Consider the following 18,861-nt stretch of genomic DNA (forward strand, 5'->3'; position numbering starts at 1 on the left):
CCAAGGGTATGGCTGTTCGCCATTTAAAGTGGTACGCGAGCTGGGTTTAGAACGTCGTGAGACAGTTCGGTCCCTATCTGCCGTGGGCGTTGGAAAATTGAAAGGGGCTGCTCCTAGTACGAGAGGACCGGAGTGGACGAACCTCTGGTGTTCGGGTTGTCACGCCAGTGGCATTGCCCGGTAGCTAAGTTCGGAATCGATAAGCGCTGAAAGCATCTAAGCGCGAAGCGAGCCTTGAGATGAGTTTTCCCTGGCACTTTAAGTGCCCTAAAGGGTTGTTCGAGACTAGAACGTTGATAGGCAGGGTGTGTAAGCGCTGTGAGGCGTTGAGCTAACCTGTACTAATTGCCCGTGAGGCTTAACCATACAACACCCAAGGGGTTTTGTAGGACTCAATGCAAGAACATGATTGAATGTGTGTGAGAACATAAGACAGCTTTCCGAATTAAAGAATTTGCTTGGCGACCATAGCGTTGCGGACCCACCTGATTCCATGCCGAACTCAGAAGTGAAACGCAATAGCGCCGATGGTAGTGTGGGGTTTCCCCATGTGAGAGTAGGACATCGCCAGGCTTTAAATTTCGTTTTTAGATAGACTATCTAGAAACAAAATGGACGCTTACTAAGGTAAGTTTGCCACTGCGGAGTGGTAGTTCAGTTGGTTAGAATACCGGCCTGTCACGCCGGGGGTCGCGGGTTCGAGTCCCGTCCACTCCGCCACTATTTGAAGAAGCCCTGCTAGTAATAGCAGGGCTTTTTTACGTCTGTCGAAAATTGAAGTGCTCTTCCGTTCAATGTCTCTCCTTTCCATTTTGACAATACCATTCTCCTTTATCTCAAGACTTGTGTGCGAAGTTACATTATTTCGGATCGGTTTATTTGTTTGTTTCTATGTGTCCATAAAGATTGAAAGTGGCTAGAATGTAGCCATTGAATATATTGGGGGATTTATGGGGCAACTTTCCATACTCGGCTTTATTGCACTCGGTGGGGCATTCGGTGCTTGTTCTCGCTATTTGGTCTCGGAGCTTTGCGTTGCGTTGCTAGGGCGTGGTTTTCCATACGGTACTTTGACGGTTAATGTGGTCGGTTCTTTCATCATGGGCTTACTGATCGCGGCTTTTGAAAGTGAGGTCCTTGCTATCGAACCATGGCGCCAAATTATTGGATTGGGCTTTCTTGGTGCATTGACTACGTTTTCGACCTTCTCAATGGATAATGTTCTACTCATGCAGCAAGGTGCCTTTCTCAAAATGGGCCTAAACGTATTACTTAATGTGGTGTTAAGTATTTCAGCTGCGTGGGTTGGCTTTCAACTTTTGATGAAAGTTAACATGTAATTAGTAATTGCGATGTGGTCGGCTTGGTTTCGTATCATTAATTGCTTATAATTTCTTCACTTGTCGGAGAGCCATTTGGCTGAGACCGTTTATTCGGGATCCGTAGAACCTGATCAGGCTAAGACCTGCGTAGGGAACAAGAGAAGATCTTTACACCTAATGTCCTGCTACATTCTGTGAAATCATCTCATTATCAGTGTTGCTCTATTTCTTAGTCTCACTCGATTCCTCTTGTCATATCGTTCCGCCAAGCATTTTTATCCCATACGTTTTATAAAAAATGAGCAAGGAAAAATGCTATGTCGACTCGCAAACAAGCAAGACTGGAAGCTAAACAGTTTATAGATACTCTCTCGGTACAACCGTACCCAAACTCCCGTAAAGTTTATATTGAAGGCTCACGACAAGATGTACGTGTGCCTATGCGTGAAATCACGTTAGCCGATAGTTTGATTGGTGGCACAAAAGATGCGCCAGTCTTTGAGCCCAATGAACCGATGCGTGTCTATGACACTTCAGGTGTTTATACCGATCCTGAACACGCGATTGACCTGTATAACGGCCTACCGAAACTTAGAGAAGCGTGGATTGAAGAGCGTAACGATACTCTCGTTCTCGATAATGTTAGCTCGGTATACGCGAAAGAGCGTTTAGACGATGAAACGTTAAATGATCTTCGTTATGGAAATTTGCCAAGAATTCGTCACGCCAAACAAGGTCAGTGCGTCACTCAATTACATTACGCTCGTAAAGGCATCATCACACCTGAAATGGAATACATTGCTCTACGTGAAAATATGGGCCGCGCTCGATACCATGATGAAATGCTTACTCAGCAGCATCCAGGACAAAATTTTGGGGCTAACTTACCCAAAGACATCACACCTGAATTTGTACGCCAGGAAGTCGCTGAAGGGCGCGCAATTATCCCATCTAATATCAACCACCCAGAATCGGAACCGATGATTATTGGCCGTAACTTTTTAGTTAAGGTGAATGCCAACATAGGTAACTCATCGGTGAGTTCATCGATTGAAGAAGAAGTTGAAAAGCTCGTATGGTCTACGCGATGGGGCGGTGATACGGTGATGGATCTCTCTACTGGGCGAAATATTCATGAGACGCGCGAGTGGATTTTGCGTAATAGTCCGGTGCCAATAGGTACCGTTCCCATGTATCAGGCGTTAGAAAAAGTGAATGGCGTTGCTGAAGATCTCAACTGGGAAGTGATGCGTGACACGCTAATTGAACAGGCGGAGCAAGGAGTCGATTACTTCACTATCCATGCCGGTTTGTTATTACGTTATGTTCCTATGACCGCCAAGCGTGTTACCGGGATTGTTTCGCGTGGTGGTTCTATTATTGCCAAATGGTGCCTCGCTCATCACCAGGAAAGCTTTCTTTATACTCACTTTCGTGAAATCTGTGAAATCTGTGCCAAGTACGATGTCGCTCTTTCTTTAGGGGATGGCTTGCGTCCTGGATCGATCGCTGATGCTAACGATGAAGCGCAGTTTGCCGAGTTACGCACATTGGGTGAGCTAACCAAAGTTGCATGGGAATACGATGTTCAGGTGATCATTGAAGGCCCTGGTCATGTGCCGATGCATATGATTAAGGAAAATATGGATGAGCAGCTAAAGCATTGTCATGAAGCGCCATTCTATACTTTGGGTCCACTGACCACCGATATCGCTCCTGGTTATGATCACATTACATCGGGGATTGGCGCCGCGATGATCGGTTGGTACGGTTGTGCAATGCTCTGTTATGTCACCCCCAAGGAGCATTTAGGTCTACCAAACAAAGAAGATGTTAAAACTGGCCTGATTACCTATAAGTTGGCCGCTCATGCAGCGGATTTGGCCAAAGGTCATCCTGGCGCACAAATTCGTGATAATGCACTCTCTAAAGCACGCTTTGAGTTCCGTTGGGAAGATCAGTTTAACTTGTCTTTAGATCCTGAAACGGCACGTACTTACCATGATGAAACTTTGCCACAAGAATCAGGCAAGGTGGCTCACTTCTGTTCTATGTGTGGTCCTAAATTCTGCTCAATGAAAATTTCACAAGAAGTTCGCGAATACGCAAAAGATACCGAGCAGGTCGCCGCTGATCAGGCTATCTCAATCAAGATGCTTGATGACCCTCTTGAAGGTATGAAGCAGAAATCAGCTGAGTTTAGGGCGACAGGTTCTGAACTTTATCATCCTGCGGTGGCGTCTGAGGCAGAGTAATCATGGTCGAAATATTGGTTCCATCATCTTCGATAGAGCTAACGGCAGAGATTCAGCAAGCATTGTTAGTCGCTGAGAAAAATGGTTTTGTGATTGACCAAGTGACGTTGGGAGTAAGCTCAACGTCACTCTTTGAGATAAACCTTGCGGATAAAAAATTTGTTGTTGGTACTGATTTTATTGGGTGTGACGATTGTGTTAGTGATTACTACCTTTGCTACACAACACGGCAGAATGTGATTACAAACCCGAGCCAGCGTAATTCTATTTTGCTGGGGATCGTCGATGGCGATAGTGCTTTGGATATATGGCACCACCCTCTAGGGGATGAGGTTCGTGCTCTCTCTTATCCGATTCAGCCTCTCGATAATAATCAGAAAAAACGGCATCTCTCTTGGGTGCTGATTTTGCTTGGTTTAGATTTTCCTATTGAAGATTGCCTTACGCTTGCGCGAGCGATGATGAATGTTTCACGTGAAACATGGGCGTCGGATTTCACGCAATTTCCTCGTCCGGTATTAGAGGATCACCGGCTTGATATTCAAGTCGGTTGGTCAGCTCAAACTCGTATTCGCTCTTTTGCTCACATGCATAAACAGGAAATTGGACTCTATCCGGTAGTCGATAGTGTTGAATGGATTGAACGGTTATTAAAAGTGGGTGTGAAGACGGTTCAATTGCGGATAAAGAACGCAGATCAAAGCGATTTGGAAGCGCAAATAAAGCATGCGATTGATCTCGGCGAACAATATAACGGCCAAGTGTTTATCAATGACTATTGGCAGTTGGCCATTAAGCATGGAGCCTATGGCGTCCATCTTGGCCAAGAAGATATCGAGCAAGCAAATCTATCGATGCTTAATCAAGCGGGTATTCGCCTTGGACTATCTACGCATGGCTATTTTGAACTGCTTCGAATCAGTCAGGTAAATCCCAGCTATATTGCTCTTGGCCACATATTCCCGACGGCAACCAAAGTGATGCCTTCCAAACCACAAGGTTTGGTGCGGTTGGCTCTCTATCAGCGGCTTATTGACACAATCCCATATCATGATCAAAAAGGGTACCCAACCGTTGCGATTGGAGGGATTGATTTGACGACGGCGCCGGTTGTTTGGCGTTGTGGCGTTTCAAGTTTGGCGGTAGTTCGTGCGATTACACTAGCAAAAGACCCTGAATCTGTGTGCGTTCAATTTCGTCAAATTATGCAGCGAAAAACTTTTGAAGCTATTCGAGAACAGGGAGTGGAATATGTTGCCTGATTCGTTATTTGAGCGTTACCAAAGACAAATTGGTTTACTTGAGATTGGTGAGCGTGGTCAAGAATCGTTGATCGCTTCCCACATTTTAGTGATTGGATGCGGCGGATTAGGTTCTGCTGCAACACTTTATTTAGCCGCGGCTGGCGTGGGGCGATTGGTGTTGGTTGATGACGATGTACTTGAAGAGAGTAATCTGCAAAGGCAGGTTGCTTATCGTCAAACCGATCTTGGAAAAAGCAAGGTAGCAGCACTCACTGTTCAATTGCAGGACCTTAATTCTAATGTAGCTGTCAGGACGCTCAATCAACGTTTATCTGATGAACAACTTGGACTAGAGATCATGCTCGCCGATCTTGTGTTGGACTGTTCTGATAACCTGACCACACGTCAGCAAGTTAATCGTCTTTGTTATCAGCAAAATAGGCCTTTGGTTTCTGCGGCAGCTATCGGCTGGCAAGGGCAATTTAGTGTGTTTGATTATAAGGATGAAGCACCATGTTATCGCTGCCTGATCCCATTTGATGAGATGCCGCAAAAGAGTAAGTGCAACGATATGGGTGTTGTTGGTCCGGTTGTTGGAACGTTAGGTAATTACCAAGCCTTGGCAGCGATTCAAAAATTGGCGACAGGACAATTTCTCGTCAAACCCAATCATTTGCATCTATTCAATGGCCAGTCAATGGAATGGCAAACTATCGAGATAGTGCATGATCGTGAATGTCACGTCTGCGCGAATCTTAGAGAGGCGACTTTATGAATGTTATGACGATCTACGTTAATCAAACGCCGCAAGAGATAACCGGTGGAGGCAGTCTAGAGAACGTGATCAGTTTACTCGGTCTTCCACATCAAAGTTGCGTATTCGCTATTAAAAATCAAGTTGTGCCGCGCAGTGTTTGGGCCAGCACTTTGCTATGTGAAGGCGATGAAATATCGCTGTTTCAAGCTATTGCAGGAGGCTAATCATGTTAACTATCGCAGATAGAACGTTTCAATCACGCTTATTTACCGGTACCGGTAAGTTCTCAAATTCTAGCCTGATGGCACGCGCCATTGCTGCTTCGGGTTCGCAACTTGCGACGATGGCGCTAAGGCGAGTTGATATGAGTGACAAGCAAGACGATATATTGCTGCCTCTTATAACATCAGGCGTCAGCCTACTACCGAATACCTCCGGGGCAAAAAATGCTAGAGATGCGGTTTTCGCTGCGCATCTTGCACGTGAAGCTCTTGGTACCAATTGGTTGAAATTAGAAATTCACCCAGATCCTAAATACCTTATGCCGGACCCGATAGAAACGTTGGCGGCCGCAGAGCAATTGGTCAAAGATGGCTTTGTTGTATTGCCGTATTGTCACGCAGATCCTGTGTTGTGCAAGCGATTAGAAGAAGTAGGCTGTGCAGCCGTCATGCCGTTAGGGGCGCCGATTGGTTCCAATAAGGGGCTTGTGTCGCAAGACTTCCTTGAAATTATCATCGACCAGGCATCTGTGCCGGTTATTGTTGATGCCGGAATTGGGGCGCCATCTCATGCCGCTCGAGCGATGGAGCTGGGTGCAGACGCTGTATTAGTCAATACCGCCATTGCTGCAGCAAGTAATCCTGTCGCTATGGCTATGGCGTTCAAACTAGCTGTTGAGTCTGGGCGTATGGCTTATGAATCGGGTCTTGCCGGTCAAGTATCGCATGCTGTTGCCTCGAGTCCTTTGACTTCATTTCTGGATAACTAGGTTGATGTTATGAGCTTTGTTGACAGGTTTAAGCAACTCAATTGGGATGACATTTCGTTATCTATCTATGCAAAAACGGCAGAGGATGTAGAACGTGCCTTAGCGAAACCTAAGCGTGATTTGGAAGACTTCAAAGCGTTGATTTCCCCCGCGGCGGAACCTTATTTAGAGCAGATGGCACAACAATCCTTTGCTCTTACTCGTAAGCGCTTCGGGCATACGATGTCGCTTTATATTCCGCTTTATCTTTCGAATTTATGTGCCAATGCGTGTAGCTATTGTGGTTTTTCTATGGAGAACCGGATTAAGCGACGCACGTTAACCAAGAGCGAAATTGAAGCCGAGGTTACCGCGATCAAAGCAATGAAGTTTGACAGCGTTTTGTTGGTGACTGGCGAACATGAAACGAAAGTGGGTATGAATTACTTCCGGGAAATGTTGCCGGCAATAAAGCCAAGTTTTAACTACTTAGCGATGGAAGTTCAGCCGCTCGAGCAGCAAGATTACGCCGAATTGAAAACGCTTGGGCTGGATGCCGTTATGGTATATCAAGAGACTTATCATCCCAGCACGTATGCGCAGCATCACTTGCGAGGCAATAAAACCAATTTTGAATTTCGCTTAGAAACGCCCGATCGTCTTGCGCAAGCCGGTATCGATAAGATTGGTATTGGTGCTCTGATTGGCTTGGAAGAGTGGCGTACGGATTGCTTCTTTGTCGCAGCGCATCTTGATTACTTAGAGCGCCGCTATTGGCAAACGCGCTATTCAATTTCATTTCCGCGTTTACGCCCTTGCGAGGGAGGCTTACAACCCAAATCGGTGATGTCGGATAAACAGTTAGTGCAATTGATTTGTGCTTATCGTCTGTTTAATCCACAAGTTGAGCTTTCTCTTTCTACTCGAGAGAGTGAAGTGTTTCGCGATAACGTATTGCCGCTTGGTATTACGGCAATGTCGGCCGCATCCAAAACTCAACCGGGTGGATATGCGTTAGAAGAGACTGAGTTGGAACAGTTTGAGATCAGTGATGAACGCAGTGCGAGTCGTGTTGAAGCCATGATTCGTAGCAAGGGTTTTGATCCCGTTTGGCGTGACTGGCATTCCGCTTATTCTGGTTAGATCTGATTGAGTGCGAGTGAGTGTTTCACGTGAAACAAAAAGGCTTCCGAAGGAAGCCTTTTCTATTAGCGCATGTGTTAACGAGCGCTATGAATTGTCGTTACTTATCTTATAGCGACAAATATTAGTGACTCAGTGGTAGGGTTGCTTGACGTAGCCACGCCTGCACTTCGCCAGAGACTAACGGACTCAAATCATTCCATACTTTATTGTGGTACTCATTTAGCCATGCAAGCTCTGGTCGCGTTAGCAAGTTCACATCAACGTTGCGAACATCGATTGGGCAGCGTGTCAGTGACTCGAAAGCCAAAACGGAGAAATCCCCTTGTGTTGGTTGCTCAATGACGAGCTCCAAGTTTTCAATACGGATACCAAACTGTTCAGCACGGTAGTAACCCGGTTCATTTGATAACACCATGCCTTCAACTAGCGGAATATCAATTAAGCGTTTGGAAATGCTCGCAGGGCCTTCATGAACACTGAGGAAGTGGCCCACACCATGGCCAGTGCCATGGTCGTAGTCATACCCTTCGGCCCATAGATGTTGACGAGCAAGGGTATCAAGCTGGAAGCCACGAGTGCCTTGTGGGAAGCGTGCGCGTGCCAGACCGATATGACCCTTTAAGGTTAGCGTAAATTGCCTAATCATTTCTGCACTTGGTTGGCCGATCGCAATCGTACGAGTAATGTCGGTCGTTCCATCTAAGTACTGGCCGCCTGAATCAACTAAGTACAATGAATTTAAACTCAATTGACCTGGTGTAGGTTGGTTCTCATGATTGTAGTGACACATTGCAGCGTTGCCGCCTGCTGCTGAAATGGTATCAAAGCTAAGATCCATCAAACTAGGGTCTAGGCGACGAATCGCTTCCAGCTTATCTGCAAGCTGCGCTTCATCATGCAGATGACCTTGTTCTACTTCATTATCTAGCCATGATAGGAACGTCACCATCGCGACGCCATCACGAACATGGCAGGCTTTCATACCCGCAATCTCGGTCGCGTTCTTAGATGCTTTTGGCATCAAGCAAGGATCCGCGGCGGTAATCACGGTCGCACCACTGTTTTCCAGTACCAACTTAAACCAAGCGTTACTGGTATTCGCGTCAAGCAGGACCTTAAATTGGCTTAATGCTTCTAAACGCTCTTGCAGTTGTTCTGGATGGTAAACGCGAACGCCTTGGCCAACATGCTGCTCAAAGTCTGCAGGGAGGCGGGTTGGGTCGAGGAAAAACTCCACTTGGCCGTCATTGTGCAAGATCGCGTGTGAGAGTAAAACGGGTAGGCGAGAGACATCAAGACCGCGTAAGTTAAGTAACCAGCAGATCGAGTCTAATGCGGTAATTACCGCGCTATCGCCCCCTTGTTTTACGACAATCGCCCCAATCTGTTCACGTTTACTGGCACTTGATTGACCAACTGCGTCCGTTGCCATTAAACGAACATCAGAGACAATGGCGGCAGGACGATCGAACCACAGTTCGTCGATTGGATTGCTGTCTAAAATGGTTAGGTGATGCTGCTTGGCCAGTTTAGCTTGAGCAGTTTCTAGCCACGCACCAGAATGCATACGTGGTTCGATGGCGACTTTTTTACCTGCTGAAACATGGTCAATAATCCAATCCAGTGCGGGTTCATTGATTAAGTGGCGGTACTCGAATAGCTCACCAGGTACTTGTTTGGTGACTTGAACGGTATAGCGACCATCAACAAAAATCGCTGCTTTATCTTGAGTTACGACCGCTACGCCAGCTGAACCGGTAAATCCTGTGAGCCAATGTAAACGTTCATTGTGTTCAGGAACGTATTCACCCAAGTATTCATCTTCGTGAGGTACAAGTAGTGCATCAATATTGTGCTGAACAAGCCATTGTCTAATGGCGCTCAAACGCTGTTCAGTGTTTGTAAGCATGGTCGTTAATCCTTCAAATAAATTGGTCACGCAAGCGTCGCTATAATGAAGAATAAGCTACTCCTTTTGCCGCATGGCTGCAAATATTAGCGAGCCCGTTTGCTGTATTTATTCTTCAGTAGGCTTGCGGTTTAAGCCTTTGTGATTTGTCCGTTATCGCAATGAATTCGTCTTCTCGGTTACCAATGAGCGTAACCATGAAAGTGCCGGATCATTCTCGCGGTCGCGATGCCAAAATAGCGTATAAGCCATTGGTGGAAACTCGAGTGGCAACGGTAGAACGGTAAGGTTGTTTTGACTGGCCGCGAGGTGGACAAAGTGACTTGGGGCTGTAAAAACAAAATCGGTGTAGCAGCATAAGCTCGCCGCGCTGTTGAAATCGGGCACCGTAACCGCGATGTCTCGCTCCGCCCCCATATCTGCCAAACGGTAGTCGAGTAACCAGCGGTCATTGCCGTCACAGCGAACCTGTACATGGCGCTGCTTGAGATAATTGGCTAAGTTCCACGGTTGTGTCAGCGCAGGATGATCTTTGCGTAACAGGCACATCTGATTGTCGCGGTAGATTTCTTGTTCACAGATATCATGCGGAGGCAACATAGTGAGTTTGGCATCATTGATGTCGATGTCTTTACCCGTAATACCTAAATCCAGCTCACCTCGTTGCAGTAGTGCAAAAGTTTGGTCGTTCCATGGATGCGTGCTGATGGTTACATTGGGGGCTTGCTTAAAAATCTGTGGCAAGAAATGGGGCAAAATCAGTGGGTAGACACTTTCGACTGCGGCGATTTGAAAGCGGTAATCACTCGAACTAGGAGAAAACTGCTCTGGTTGAGTTAGCTGTTCTAACTGATGGATCAGGTTATCGAGCTTAGGTTTCAGAAAGAGTGTTTTGGGAGTGGCCGTTAAACCATGGGCATTACGAATGAACAGAGGGTCGTCAAATTGCAGGCGCAACTTGGCTAAGTTTTTACTTACCGCAGATTGAGACAAACAGAGTCGGTTGGCACTGCGAGTGACATTCAGTTCCTCCGTGAGTACTTTCAAGCAGACCAGCAAATTGAGGTCGATGCGGGCAAGTTTTTCAATGTTCATTGCTATTCCTAATGAGAATATCTTGAATGACTTAATGTCATTGGATGTCATATCTAGCCTAACTTACACTTAGGGAAATTTCATCCACTAATGGTTTTGTTGTGCCGCATTCTCCTTCTGTTTCACCCGCTAAATCGCAAATGATTCTGCTTACTTTACTGGTTTTGTTCAGTCCTTTAGCGATTGATATTTACTTACCAGCATTCCCTTTGATGCAAGAGTCGTTTCACGTGGAACATGCTCAGGTGCAAGACACGATTAGTTGGTTCTTGTTCGCGATGGGTATCGGCCAGTTATTTGCAGGCCCACTCGCAGACAAGTTAGGCCGTCGAACGGTTGCACTTGGTGGTATTGGTATCTATGGCGTGAGTGCTTTATTGGCGTGGAGCGCTCAAAGCATAGAATGGATGCTGATGGCTCGATTGCTACAAGGTTTGGGCGCATGCGCGACTTCTGTAGCCGCCTTTGCAACCGTTCGCGATCTCTTTGGCCCACAAAAAAGTGGCAAGATGATCAGTTACCTAAATGGGGCGATATGTTTTATTCCCGCTTTAGCGCCGATCTTAGGCAGTTGGCTTACCCAGCAGTTTGGCTGGCGCAGTAACTTTAGTTTCATGGCTGGCTTTGCGATCACGGTGTTGGTGATGATGATTGTTGGCATGAAAGAGACCAACTTATCACCAAGTAAGGAGCCGGTGTTTAAGCTCAATCGCTATACGAGTATTCTGCAGACGCCGACATTCTTGTTCCATGCGAGTCTTTGCATGTTAGCCATGGCAATCATTCTTGCTTATGTCACATCTGCCCCTGTGGTATTGATGGCGCAATTAGGCTTGAGTATGAATGACTTTACCTTCTGGTTTGGTTTGAATGCTGCGATCAATATCATTGCTTGTATGACTGCGCCAAAATGTATGGACAAGCTTGGTACACGCGCCACTCTCATGATCGGTCTTACTATCTTGATGCTTGCAGGCGTGTTAATGCTGTTATTAGCCTCAATCGAGACTGCACTTGCCTTTATGCTGCCTATCTTCCTTTCTTCGGTTGGTTTTGCTTGGATTCTTGGTGCAGCGGCAGGTAAGGCGTTGGCCCCGTTTGGTGATAAAGCCGGTACTGCCGCGGCATTGTTAGGTTTATTCCAAATGAGTGGGTCAGGGTTGGTGATTGCACTGGTTCAACGCTTAGGCTTAGAGCCTCAAACGTTAATTGCAATTCAGATGCTGATTGTTTTCCCTTGGTTGCTGGTATTGTTTACTAAATCAGGTCGAGCGTGGCATGAGGTCAATGCGTAATAACCCGTGAGAATGATTCGGTTATTTGGCTTACAACTAGGCGGCATAGCGAAAACGTTGTATATTTAGCGTTCTTATTTAGCAAGTGGATTTTTTATAACATGTCTCTGACGACTTACGAGATGGCACGCATACTAGAACAACTAGATACCGCTCCAGAGAAAGTTATGTTTGGTAAATTACTCAATGAATTGGGTAATCAAAGCGGTGAGCGTATTCAAAGTGCGGCTAAGCAAGTCCCTGTAGCGGTGTTACGCGATATGATCTATCACTTCCAACAAGTGATTCTTTCTCGTAAAGATGAACAAGTTGATATCCTCGCTAAGCAAATTGCCGATCAAGGTATCTCTGTTGAAGAGTTAAAGTTATACCTTGAGTCTCGCTAATTTCTTTCATTAAAAAAGCTCGCCATTGGCGAGCTTTTTTATGTCTGTATCGAACCCCATCGCTATGGGTTCACGTTTCGATTGATCGGATTTTGCAGAGAGATTAGCGTTTCGGTGGATTGCACTTCATCGATGGCTTGCAGTTTATCAATCAAAACATACTGCAACTCTTCTATCGAACGACACATCAATTTTACAAAGATGTTGTAAGCGCCAGTGGTGTAATACGCTTCCACGACTTCCTCTAGCGCATTGAGTTTGGCCAGTGCGGAATGATAGTCACGGGCCGCGTTGAGATTAATGCCGATAAAGCAGCACACATCGTAGCCGAGCTTTTTGGTATCAACGATAACCTCTGTGCCTTGGATTACATTGGCCGCCTTCATTTTTTCAATGCGAACGTGAATAGTGGCAGGGCTAACATCAAATTTTTTGGCCATCTCAGCATAGGGTGTACGCGCATCTGCCATTAGCGTTTTTAATATGGCTTTATCAAGATCGTCGAGTTTATTCACGTGTACTTGCATAAAAATCCTGCCTGAATTTAAGCACTTAAGCTGTCGAGTTTAGTACAATTTACCACCAATGATGATACCATTGTATGTGTATTTCTTTTTATTAAAGAGCTGAATCTGTGCGTGTTTGCCTGATCGTTATTTCCCTTCTGCTGAGCCCTCTCGTCAGCGCAAAAGATCGGGATGAATTTATCGTTCACTCCTACAATCAGGGAGTATTCTGGGCAGGGTCTTTTCTACAAGGATTGGACAAGATACTGAAACCCGCTCAATCTTTCTTACCTACCATTTCTATTGAGAATAAAGACTCACAAAACGGCGCGTGTTTTGAATTGCTTACATTGGCAGATACGCCTTCGGTGATGAATAAACCGATGAGCTTTGTTGAGCGATACCGAATGGAATTACGTTTGGTTTTGATTCTGTGCCTGACGCTATCAATCGTGATCGTCGGGCTCATTTACTATCTTCGTCGTTTGAAGCGTAGTGAACAAGAAGCCCTCGAAAACCAAACCCTTATTGAGATGGTGTTCGATCAAAGTTATCACTACATCGGCCTTCTTGATGCTCAAGGTTGCATTCTCTCAAGCAACAGCAAACTACAAGATTTGTTCTATCACCAAAATATGGTGGTGGAGAAGCCTATTTGGTCGAATTGTCACTGGGAGCAAAGTGCAATCAATCGGCTACAGCATTATTTTTCGGCCAATAATGATGAGAGCAATTGTCAATTCGAGGCTGAGATTTGGCACCCAGAACACGGTTCAATCGTATTGGAGCTGTCATTAAGAAACTTACCAAGGCATGAAAATCGACCGGTACAAATCCTGCTTGAAGCGCGCGATATCACCTCTCGAAAATTAACCGAAGAACGCCTGTTTGAGCGTGAAGCTAATCTCAGTCATTACTATGAACAGCAACCAGTGATGATGATTACGCTGGATGATAAAAATCGCATTCAGCAGGTCAACCGTTTTGCTGAGCAGCTATTGGGTTACAAAGAGAATCAAATCCTCGGGCATTGGCTCAATTCCTTTTATGTGGACGCTGAAGCCAGTACGCCGCGACAAGTTTTATTGCAGCCTAAACAAGTCATGAAGGGCGTTTGGCGTCGTGAGGTTGAGTACCGACACCAAGATGGCCAGACCCTTTGGATTCGGGAAAATATTCGCCCGTTAACAGAGAGTGGGCAGTTACTGATTGTGGGTGAAGATATTACGACGATGCGTCAACTCTCTGAGCAGATCACCTATCAAGCATCCTATGATCTACTGACTGGGGCTTATAACCGTAACCATTTTGAAATGGAGTTAAACACGGCATTACAAGAGGTGGAGATTGAGACGCGTACCCACGCGATGCTTTACCTCGATATGGACCAACTTAAGGTGCTGAATGACACCGCAGGCCACGAGGCCGGTGATGCTGCCATTCGTTTTTGCGCGGGAATCATAGCGGAAGTGCTGCCATACAAAGCCATATTGGCTCGTATGGGAGGGGATGAGTTTTCCGTATTATTGAAGGACTGCACTGAGCGTGACGCGAAAAATGTGGCGAGTTCCATTCTGGCGACGTTAGCGGAACAGCCTTTTCTTTGTGGTGACATTAAACTCAACCTGACTTGTTCTATTGGTATACGCTTAATTGACCATACCGCCTCTTCGCCACAAATGGTGCACGCTCAAGCCGATACGGCTTGTTATGCCGCCAAAGAAGAAGGCCGTAACCGTTTCAGTCTGTATTGCCAAGATGACCAACAACTGCGTCGTCGTGAAATGGAAATGGCTTGCGTTAATATGGTGCACGATGCGCTCAATCATCGCCGTCTTGAATTGTTCGCACAGCGGATACTGAGTCTGGAGCAAGACGACAACCGCATGCACTTTGAGATATTAGTGCGCATTCGTAATGCGGAAGGCGAATACATGTCGCCGGGGATTTTTATGCCCGCGGCTGAGCGTTATAACATTGCACATTTGATTGATAAGCAGGTAGTGCGTCAAACACTACAGTGGCTGACACAACATCCTGAGAGTATTCATAACTTAGCGCTGTGCGCGATCAATATCTCTGGCCACTCGATGGGGAACCAGGAATTTACTGACTTCTTATTTCATGAGTTGCAAGCGAGTGCGGTGCCGTGCAACAAGATTTGTTTAGAGATCACCGAAACGGCGGCGATGAGCAATATGACGCAAGCGATTGAGTTTTTTGGTCAGCTTAAGCAATTAGGGTGTTTGATTGCTTTGGATGATTTTGGCTCAGGCTTATCCTCGTTTGGGTATTTGAAAAAATTACCTGTCGATATCGTGAAGATTGATGGTTTGTTTGTTCGTGAGATGGACAACAATGAAATGGATCACGTCATGGTTCGCTCAATCAATGATTTAGCGAAACAGATGGGGAAACGCACGGTCGCTGAGTTTGTTGAAAGCCACCAAATTATTGAGCAGCTTATTGAGCTGGGCGTCGATTATGCGCAAGGATACGCAATCGGAAAACCGAAACCTCTCGCCGACTTAGTGGGTGAGCTCACTCGTGAGAGTGAAGAGTTCACTCGCGAGCGTAGTAGCCAAGAATAAAATTCGCTAAACTGCGCGTCCTTTTTGCGCTTTACTGGAGCCAACTGTGCAATTACAAATTGTTTGTGAAGACCTAACTCAAACGGATCGCCTTGCTGAACTTGCGACCCGCTGGGGGCTTGAACATGATGAGCAAAGTCAATTTGCATTAGTGCTGACAGATCAGCGTTTAGAACTACGCAAACTTGATGAGCCAAAGCTAGGCGCAATCTTTGTCGATTTGGTTTCTGGTGCCGTCGCGCATCGCCGCAAGTTTGGCGGTGGTAAAGGGCAGGCAATCGCGAAAGCGGCCGGTTTGAATAAGGGCGCAACACCAACCATATTAGATGGAACCGCAGGCCTTGGCCGTGATGCTTTTGTATTGGCGTCACTGGGTTGTAAAGTGCAAATGGTCGAGCGTCATCCCGTCGTCGCAGCGTTGCTAGATGATGGTTTAACTCGCGCAAAGCAAGACAGCGAAATTGGTTCGTGGGTTTCCGAGCGAATGTCATTACTGCACGCTTCGAGCCATAACGCATTAGACACTCTCGCAAACGATCCAGAATTTGTTGCGCCAGATGTGGTGTATCTTGATCCTATGTACCCACACCCTGAGAACAAAAAGAAAAGCGCATTAGTTAAAAAAGAGATGCGCGTGTTCCAATCCTTGGTGGGCGCAGATAATGATGCGGATGCCTTGTTAGTACCGGCCTTAGCGTTAGCAACAAAACGAGTAGTGGTTAAACGCCCTGATTACGCAGAGTGGCTTGATCAAATCAAGCCAAGCATGGCGATTGAAACCAAAAAGAATCGATTTGATGTCTATGTAAAAGCATCGATGAGTTAAGTTCGAGACCCAAACAAAAAAGCCCGCATCAATGAATGCGGGCTTTTTATTTGTGGCGACTTTATGACGAAGAGCTCGATGTATAGTGACGTTCGACTTGGCGTTTAACCCAAGTTTCGTTAACCCAGAGTGACAACAAAATAATAGCTCCCCCAATCGAAAGGCGAAGCAGATCGACATCGCGGTTCCAAATAACAATGTTAACGATCAGGCCTGCAGGGACGAGGGCATTATTCATTACCGCTAAAGCACCCGCATTCACCATTGTGGCGCCTTTGTTCCAAGCAAAATAACCAATGCCAGAAGCGATCAAGCCAAGGTACAACAAGATCCCCCACTGAGTGCTGGTGGTCGGTAGATTGTCGATATTGCCCATTAGGCTAAACGCGATCGTCGCAACGACAAGTGCACCCAGATAAAAATAACCAAAGACGGCGTGCTGCGGCAGCTTAACCGGTTCCGTTTCCATGATGTATTTGTAGCCGACTTGGCCAATGGCAAAGCAGAGGTTTGCCCCTTGAACGACTAAGAAACCGAGTAAGAAATTCTCATTAATGCCGGCAAATTTAATAAAAGCAGCCCCGACAACGGCGATGCCAGCGGTGACTAAATACCAAGGAGAGAAGCGACCTTTGAGTAAGTCATAAATTAAAGTGACGTAGATAGGGGTGAAAACGGTGAACAGCAGGACTTCAGGCACCGATAGGAGCAGAAACGATTGATAGTAAAAACAATACATCAACCCAAGCTGGAAGCCACCAACGATCATGAGTTTGGCGATAAGGGATTTGCTGACGCCTTTGAATTTTATAAACGGCAGAAAGACGATGCTGGCTAACGCCACACGCATAAAGACGGAAAACCAAGAGTCGACCTGGCCTGCCAGATAGACACCAATCAAGCTAAATGAAAATGCCCAAAGCAACGTGACGGCTGATAAGTAGCCCATAAATCCATACTCATTATCAATAACAGCCGTCAGTCTAAACTAGATGATTCAGTGAAGCGATTAATCCTTGAGTGGTACAACCAACAAGTCGACCGGTGTGCAATTAATCAGTTGGCGAGTGGAAGAAAGCAACTTGCTCCAAAAATCTTGGTGGTGACCACAGATCACCAAGTCAATTTGATACTCACTGATGTTTTCGCACAGCTCATTACTCAAATCCCCGCTGCCCACTAACGTATGCTTAATGGGATAGCCAGCGTGATCCGCCAGGCTTTGTAGCTGTTGCTGTGAGGCTTCAATGGCTTGGTGCTGTGTCTCAGCCATATTGATATCGATTAAGCCGGTATAAAGCTCAGCATAATTCACATCAATATGAATAAATGACACTTCCGCGTTTAACGGTTTCGCTAATAACACCGCTTTCTCTACCAAATGTTTACTGTCTTCAGACAGGTCTATTGCGACTAAAATATGTTGATAACTCATACTGTCATCTCCTGTAGGTCTTTGATTTAAGGTTAGCACTGGTCGAGTGATAATTATGCTGTCGTGATCCCATAACCATACTCAGTATGCAAAGTGTTCTGTTTTTGTTCGTGTTATAGTCAATTAGGATTACAGAATGACTAGGAGCAGAAAATGTTGTCACAAGCTATGATTGATGAATTGAATGAGCAAATTAACCTCGAATTCTTCTCATCCAATCTATACTTACAAATGAGTGCTTGGTGTGAAGACAAAGGATTCGACGGTGCTGCTGAGTTTCTACGTGCGCACGCGGTAGAAGAAATGGGGCACATGCAACGTTTGTTCACCTACGTAAGTGAAACCGGTGGTATGCCGATTCTGGGGTCGATTGATGCACCCAAGCACATGTTTGGTAGCCTAGGTGAAGTCTTTCGTGAAACTTATGAGCACGAGCAGATGATTACACTGCAAATTAATAAACTCGCTCATTTAGCGTTTACTTCACAAGACTACTCAACATTCAACTTCTTACAGTGGTACGTAGCCGAACAGCACGAGGAAGAGAAGTTATTTAAAGGGATATTAGATAAATTGGAACTGGTTGGCGAAGATGGTAAGGCATTGTTCTTTATCGATAAAGATCTCGCTGCGTTAGCAAAAGAAGGTTCATCTTCCATTATGGACGCCCCGGCTGCGTAATCGTTAGCCAAAGACATTCTTACTGATTGTCTTTTTCTCTTGGGCTTCGTTGGAAGATGTAGGGAGGAAGAGATGATCAGTGGAGACACTATTTTATTTGCACTTATGCTTGTCACGTTAATCAACATGGCAAGATATCTGACTGCGTTGCGTTCATTAATTTATATTATGCGTGAAGCACATCCATTGTTGTACCAGCAAGTGGACGGCGGTGGCTTTTTTACCACGCATGGCAACATGACCAAACAGGTCAAGCTGTTCAGTTATTTGAAAACAAAAGAATATCATCATCATCATGATCCCGTATTTACTTCTAAATGTAGCCGGGTGAGACAACTGTTTATCTTATGCTCGACACTTCTCTTGGTGACCCTTTTTGCTTCTTTCATTCTTTAAGCCATGAATGGTGTAAACTCAATTCGGCAGCGAATTGGCAAGCTGTT

The 18,861-nt window shown here is 45.8% G+C and carries 17 protein-coding genes, 1 tRNA gene, 2 rRNA genes, 1 pseudogene and 1 riboswitch; of the genes and pseudogenes, 16 read left to right on the forward strand and 5 right to left on the reverse strand.

Annotation, left to right across the window (positions count from 1 at the left end; all coding sequences use genetic code 11):
- The 10 genes from OJ16_RS09250 to thiH all read left to right on the forward strand — a co-directional run.
- Nucleotides 1-366 (forward strand): 23S ribosomal RNA (locus OJ16_RS09250); the annotation flags it as partial.
- 91 nt (nucleotides 367-457) lie between these two features.
- Nucleotides 458-573, forward strand: a 5S ribosomal RNA gene (gene rrf, locus OJ16_RS09255).
- A 70-nt stretch (nucleotides 574-643) separates the two neighbouring features.
- Nucleotides 644-720, forward strand: a tRNA-Asp gene (locus tag OJ16_RS09260).
- A gap of 230 nt (nucleotides 721-950) precedes the next feature.
- Entirely contained in the window at nucleotides 951-1,340 is a 390-nt protein-coding gene (gene crcB, locus OJ16_RS09265) for a fluoride efflux transporter CrcB (protein ID WP_040989707.1), read from the forward strand.
- Nucleotides 1,341-1,394: 54 nt separating this feature from the next.
- A riboswitch (TPP riboswitch) is annotated at nucleotides 1,395-1,493 on the forward strand.
- Between the two features lie 146 nt (nucleotides 1,494-1,639).
- Nucleotides 1,640-3,577: a phosphomethylpyrimidine synthase ThiC gene (thiC, locus tag OJ16_RS09270; RefSeq protein ID WP_040989709.1), complete on the forward strand. Its 1,938-nt coding sequence runs from the start codon at nucleotides 1,640-1,642 to the stop codon at nucleotides 3,575-3,577.
- Nucleotides 3,578-3,579: 2 nt separating this feature from the next.
- The gene (locus OJ16_RS09275) at nucleotides 3,580-4,839 is read left to right on the forward strand and encodes a thiamine phosphate synthase (RefSeq protein ID WP_040989711.1); all 1,260 of its coding nucleotides are present in this window, start codon (nucleotides 3,580-3,582) and stop codon (nucleotides 4,837-4,839) included.
- Nucleotides 4,829-5,596: a HesA/MoeB/ThiF family protein gene (locus tag OJ16_RS09280; RefSeq protein ID WP_040989713.1), complete on the forward strand. Its 768-nt coding sequence runs from the start codon at nucleotides 4,829-4,831 to the stop codon at nucleotides 5,594-5,596. The genes OJ16_RS09275 and OJ16_RS09280 overlap by 11 nt, the downstream gene beginning before the upstream one ends.
- The gene (gene thiS, locus OJ16_RS09285) at nucleotides 5,593-5,802 is read left to right on the forward strand and encodes a sulfur carrier protein ThiS (protein WP_040989715.1); all 210 of its coding nucleotides are present in this window, start codon (nucleotides 5,593-5,595) and stop codon (nucleotides 5,800-5,802) included. The genes OJ16_RS09280 and thiS overlap by 4 nt, the downstream gene beginning before the upstream one ends.
- A gap of 2 nt (nucleotides 5,803-5,804) precedes the next feature.
- Complete coding sequence (locus OJ16_RS09290; RefSeq protein WP_040989717.1) at nucleotides 5,805-6,569, forward strand: thiazole synthase; 765 nt, start codon at nucleotides 5,805-5,807, stop codon at nucleotides 6,567-6,569.
- A 9-nt stretch (nucleotides 6,570-6,578) separates the two neighbouring features.
- The gene (gene thiH / locus OJ16_RS09295) at nucleotides 6,579-7,691 is read left to right on the forward strand and encodes a 2-iminoacetate synthase ThiH (RefSeq protein ID WP_040989719.1); all 1,113 of its coding nucleotides are present in this window, start codon (nucleotides 6,579-6,581) and stop codon (nucleotides 7,689-7,691) included.
- 124 nt (nucleotides 7,692-7,815) lie between these two features.
- Here thiH and OJ16_RS09300 read toward each other — a convergent pair whose 3' ends face one another.
- A complete protein-coding gene (locus tag OJ16_RS09300) occupies nucleotides 7,816-9,603 on the reverse strand; it encodes an aminopeptidase P family protein (protein ID WP_040989857.1) in 1,788 nt (595 codons plus the stop codon).
- A gap of 153 nt (nucleotides 9,604-9,756) precedes the next feature.
- Nucleotides 9,757-10,698: a LysR family transcriptional regulator gene (locus tag OJ16_RS09305; protein WP_040989721.1), complete on the reverse strand. Its 942-nt coding sequence runs from the start codon at nucleotides 10,696-10,698 to the stop codon at nucleotides 9,757-9,759.
- A 140-nt stretch (nucleotides 10,699-10,838) separates the two neighbouring features.
- Here OJ16_RS09305 and OJ16_RS09310 point away from each other — a divergent pair, with 140 nt between their 5' ends.
- Together OJ16_RS09310 and tsrA are read left to right on the forward strand one after the other, a co-directional pair.
- On the forward strand, nucleotides 10,839-11,993 hold the full coding sequence (locus tag OJ16_RS09310) for a multidrug effflux MFS transporter (RefSeq protein WP_052810288.1): 1,155 nt from the start codon (nucleotides 10,839-10,841) through the stop codon (nucleotides 11,991-11,993).
- Nucleotides 11,994-12,094: 101 nt separating this feature from the next.
- Nucleotides 12,095-12,379: an H-NS-like global regulator TsrA gene (gene tsrA, locus OJ16_RS09315; protein WP_040989725.1), complete on the forward strand. Its 285-nt coding sequence runs from the start codon at nucleotides 12,095-12,097 to the stop codon at nucleotides 12,377-12,379.
- Nucleotides 12,380-12,441: 62 nt separating this feature from the next.
- On the opposite strand, the gene asnC is transcribed toward tsrA, so the two are convergent.
- On the reverse strand, nucleotides 12,442-12,906 hold the full coding sequence (gene asnC, locus OJ16_RS09320; protein ID WP_040989727.1) for a transcriptional regulator AsnC: 465 nt from the start codon (nucleotides 12,904-12,906) through the stop codon (nucleotides 12,442-12,444).
- Between the two features lie 350 nt (nucleotides 12,907-13,256).
- Here asnC and OJ16_RS09325 point away from each other — a divergent pair.
- Nucleotides 13,257-15,476 (forward strand): annotated as a pseudogene (locus tag OJ16_RS09325) (EAL domain-containing protein); the annotation flags it as partial.
- Between the two features lie 46 nt (nucleotides 15,477-15,522).
- Complete coding sequence (locus OJ16_RS09330) at nucleotides 15,523-16,302, forward strand: class I SAM-dependent methyltransferase (protein ID WP_040989730.1); 780 nt, start codon at nucleotides 15,523-15,525, stop codon at nucleotides 16,300-16,302.
- A gap of 61 nt (nucleotides 16,303-16,363) precedes the next feature.
- On the opposite strand, the gene OJ16_RS09335 is transcribed toward OJ16_RS09330, so the two are convergent.
- On the reverse strand, nucleotides 16,364-17,251 hold the full coding sequence (locus OJ16_RS09335; RefSeq protein ID WP_040989732.1) for a carboxylate/amino acid/amine transporter: 888 nt from the start codon (nucleotides 17,249-17,251) through the stop codon (nucleotides 16,364-16,366).
- 60 nt (nucleotides 17,252-17,311) lie between these two features.
- Nucleotides 17,312-17,737 carry a universal stress protein UspA gene (gene uspA, locus OJ16_RS09340; protein ID WP_040989734.1) on the reverse strand — a complete coding sequence of 142 codons (426 nt, stop codon included), beginning with the start codon at nucleotides 17,735-17,737 and terminating at the stop codon, nucleotides 17,312-17,314.
- A gap of 153 nt (nucleotides 17,738-17,890) precedes the next feature.
- On the opposite strand from uspA, the gene ftnA reads away from it, so the two are divergent.
- Both ftnA and uspB read left to right on the forward strand, forming a co-directional pair.
- Nucleotides 17,891-18,418, forward strand: coding sequence for a non-heme ferritin (ftnA, locus tag OJ16_RS09345; protein WP_040989736.1), 528 nt, complete (start codon nucleotides 17,891-17,893; stop codon nucleotides 18,416-18,418).
- 72 nt (nucleotides 18,419-18,490) lie between these two features.
- Nucleotides 18,491-18,814 (forward strand): universal stress protein UspB, encoded by a 324-nt coding sequence (gene uspB / locus OJ16_RS09350; RefSeq protein ID WP_040989737.1) that lies wholly within the window; start codon nucleotides 18,491-18,493, stop codon nucleotides 18,812-18,814.
- Nucleotides 18,815-18,861 lie beyond the last annotated feature (47 nt).

Source organism: Vibrio renipiscarius (assembly GCF_000827885.1).
Lineage (GTDB): Bacteria > Pseudomonadota > Gammaproteobacteria > Enterobacterales > Vibrionaceae > Vibrio > Vibrio renipiscarius.

Bases quoted from the DNA above. Each gene is read 5' to 3' on its own strand.
- OJ16_RS09310 (WP_052810288.1), top strand. From the start codon at position 10,839: ATGATTCTGCTTACTTTACTGGTTTTGTTCAGTCCTTTAGCGATTGAT.
- OJ16_RS09280 (WP_040989713.1), top strand. From the start codon at position 4,829: ATGTTGCCTGATTCGTTATTTGAGCGTTACCAAAGACAAATTGGTTTA.
- OJ16_RS09335 (WP_040989732.1), bottom strand. From the start codon at position 17,251: ATGGGCTACTTATCAGCCGTCACGTTGCTTTGGGCATTTTCATTTAGC.
- thiS (WP_040989715.1), top strand. From the start codon at position 5,593: ATGAATGTTATGACGATCTACGTTAATCAAACGCCGCAAGAGATAACC.
- crcB (WP_040989707.1), top strand. From the start codon at position 951: ATGGGGCAACTTTCCATACTCGGCTTTATTGCACTCGGTGGGGCATTC.
- OJ16_RS09290 (WP_040989717.1), top strand. From the start codon at position 5,805: ATGTTAACTATCGCAGATAGAACGTTTCAATCACGCTTATTTACCGGT.
- ftnA (WP_040989736.1), top strand. From the start codon at position 17,891: ATGTTGTCACAAGCTATGATTGATGAATTGAATGAGCAAATTAACCTC.
- OJ16_RS09300 (WP_040989857.1), bottom strand. From the start codon at position 9,603: ATGCTTACAAACACTGAACAGCGTTTGAGCGCCATTAGACAATGGCTT.
- uspA (WP_040989734.1), bottom strand. From the start codon at position 17,737: ATGAGTTATCAACATATTTTAGTCGCAATAGACCTGTCTGAAGACAGT.
- tsrA (WP_040989725.1), top strand. From the start codon at position 12,095: ATGTCTCTGACGACTTACGAGATGGCACGCATACTAGAACAACTAGAT.
- OJ16_RS09275 (WP_040989711.1), top strand. From the start codon at position 3,580: ATGGTCGAAATATTGGTTCCATCATCTTCGATAGAGCTAACGGCAGAG.
- asnC (WP_040989727.1), bottom strand. From the start codon at position 12,906: ATGCAAGTACACGTGAATAAACTCGACGATCTTGATAAAGCCATATTA.
- uspB (WP_040989737.1), top strand. From the start codon at position 18,491: ATGATCAGTGGAGACACTATTTTATTTGCACTTATGCTTGTCACGTTA.
- thiH (WP_040989719.1), top strand. From the start codon at position 6,579: ATGAGCTTTGTTGACAGGTTTAAGCAACTCAATTGGGATGACATTTCG.
- OJ16_RS09305 (WP_040989721.1), bottom strand. From the start codon at position 10,698: ATGAACATTGAAAAACTTGCCCGCATCGACCTCAATTTGCTGGTCTGC.
- thiC (WP_040989709.1), top strand. From the start codon at position 1,640: ATGTCGACTCGCAAACAAGCAAGACTGGAAGCTAAACAGTTTATAGAT.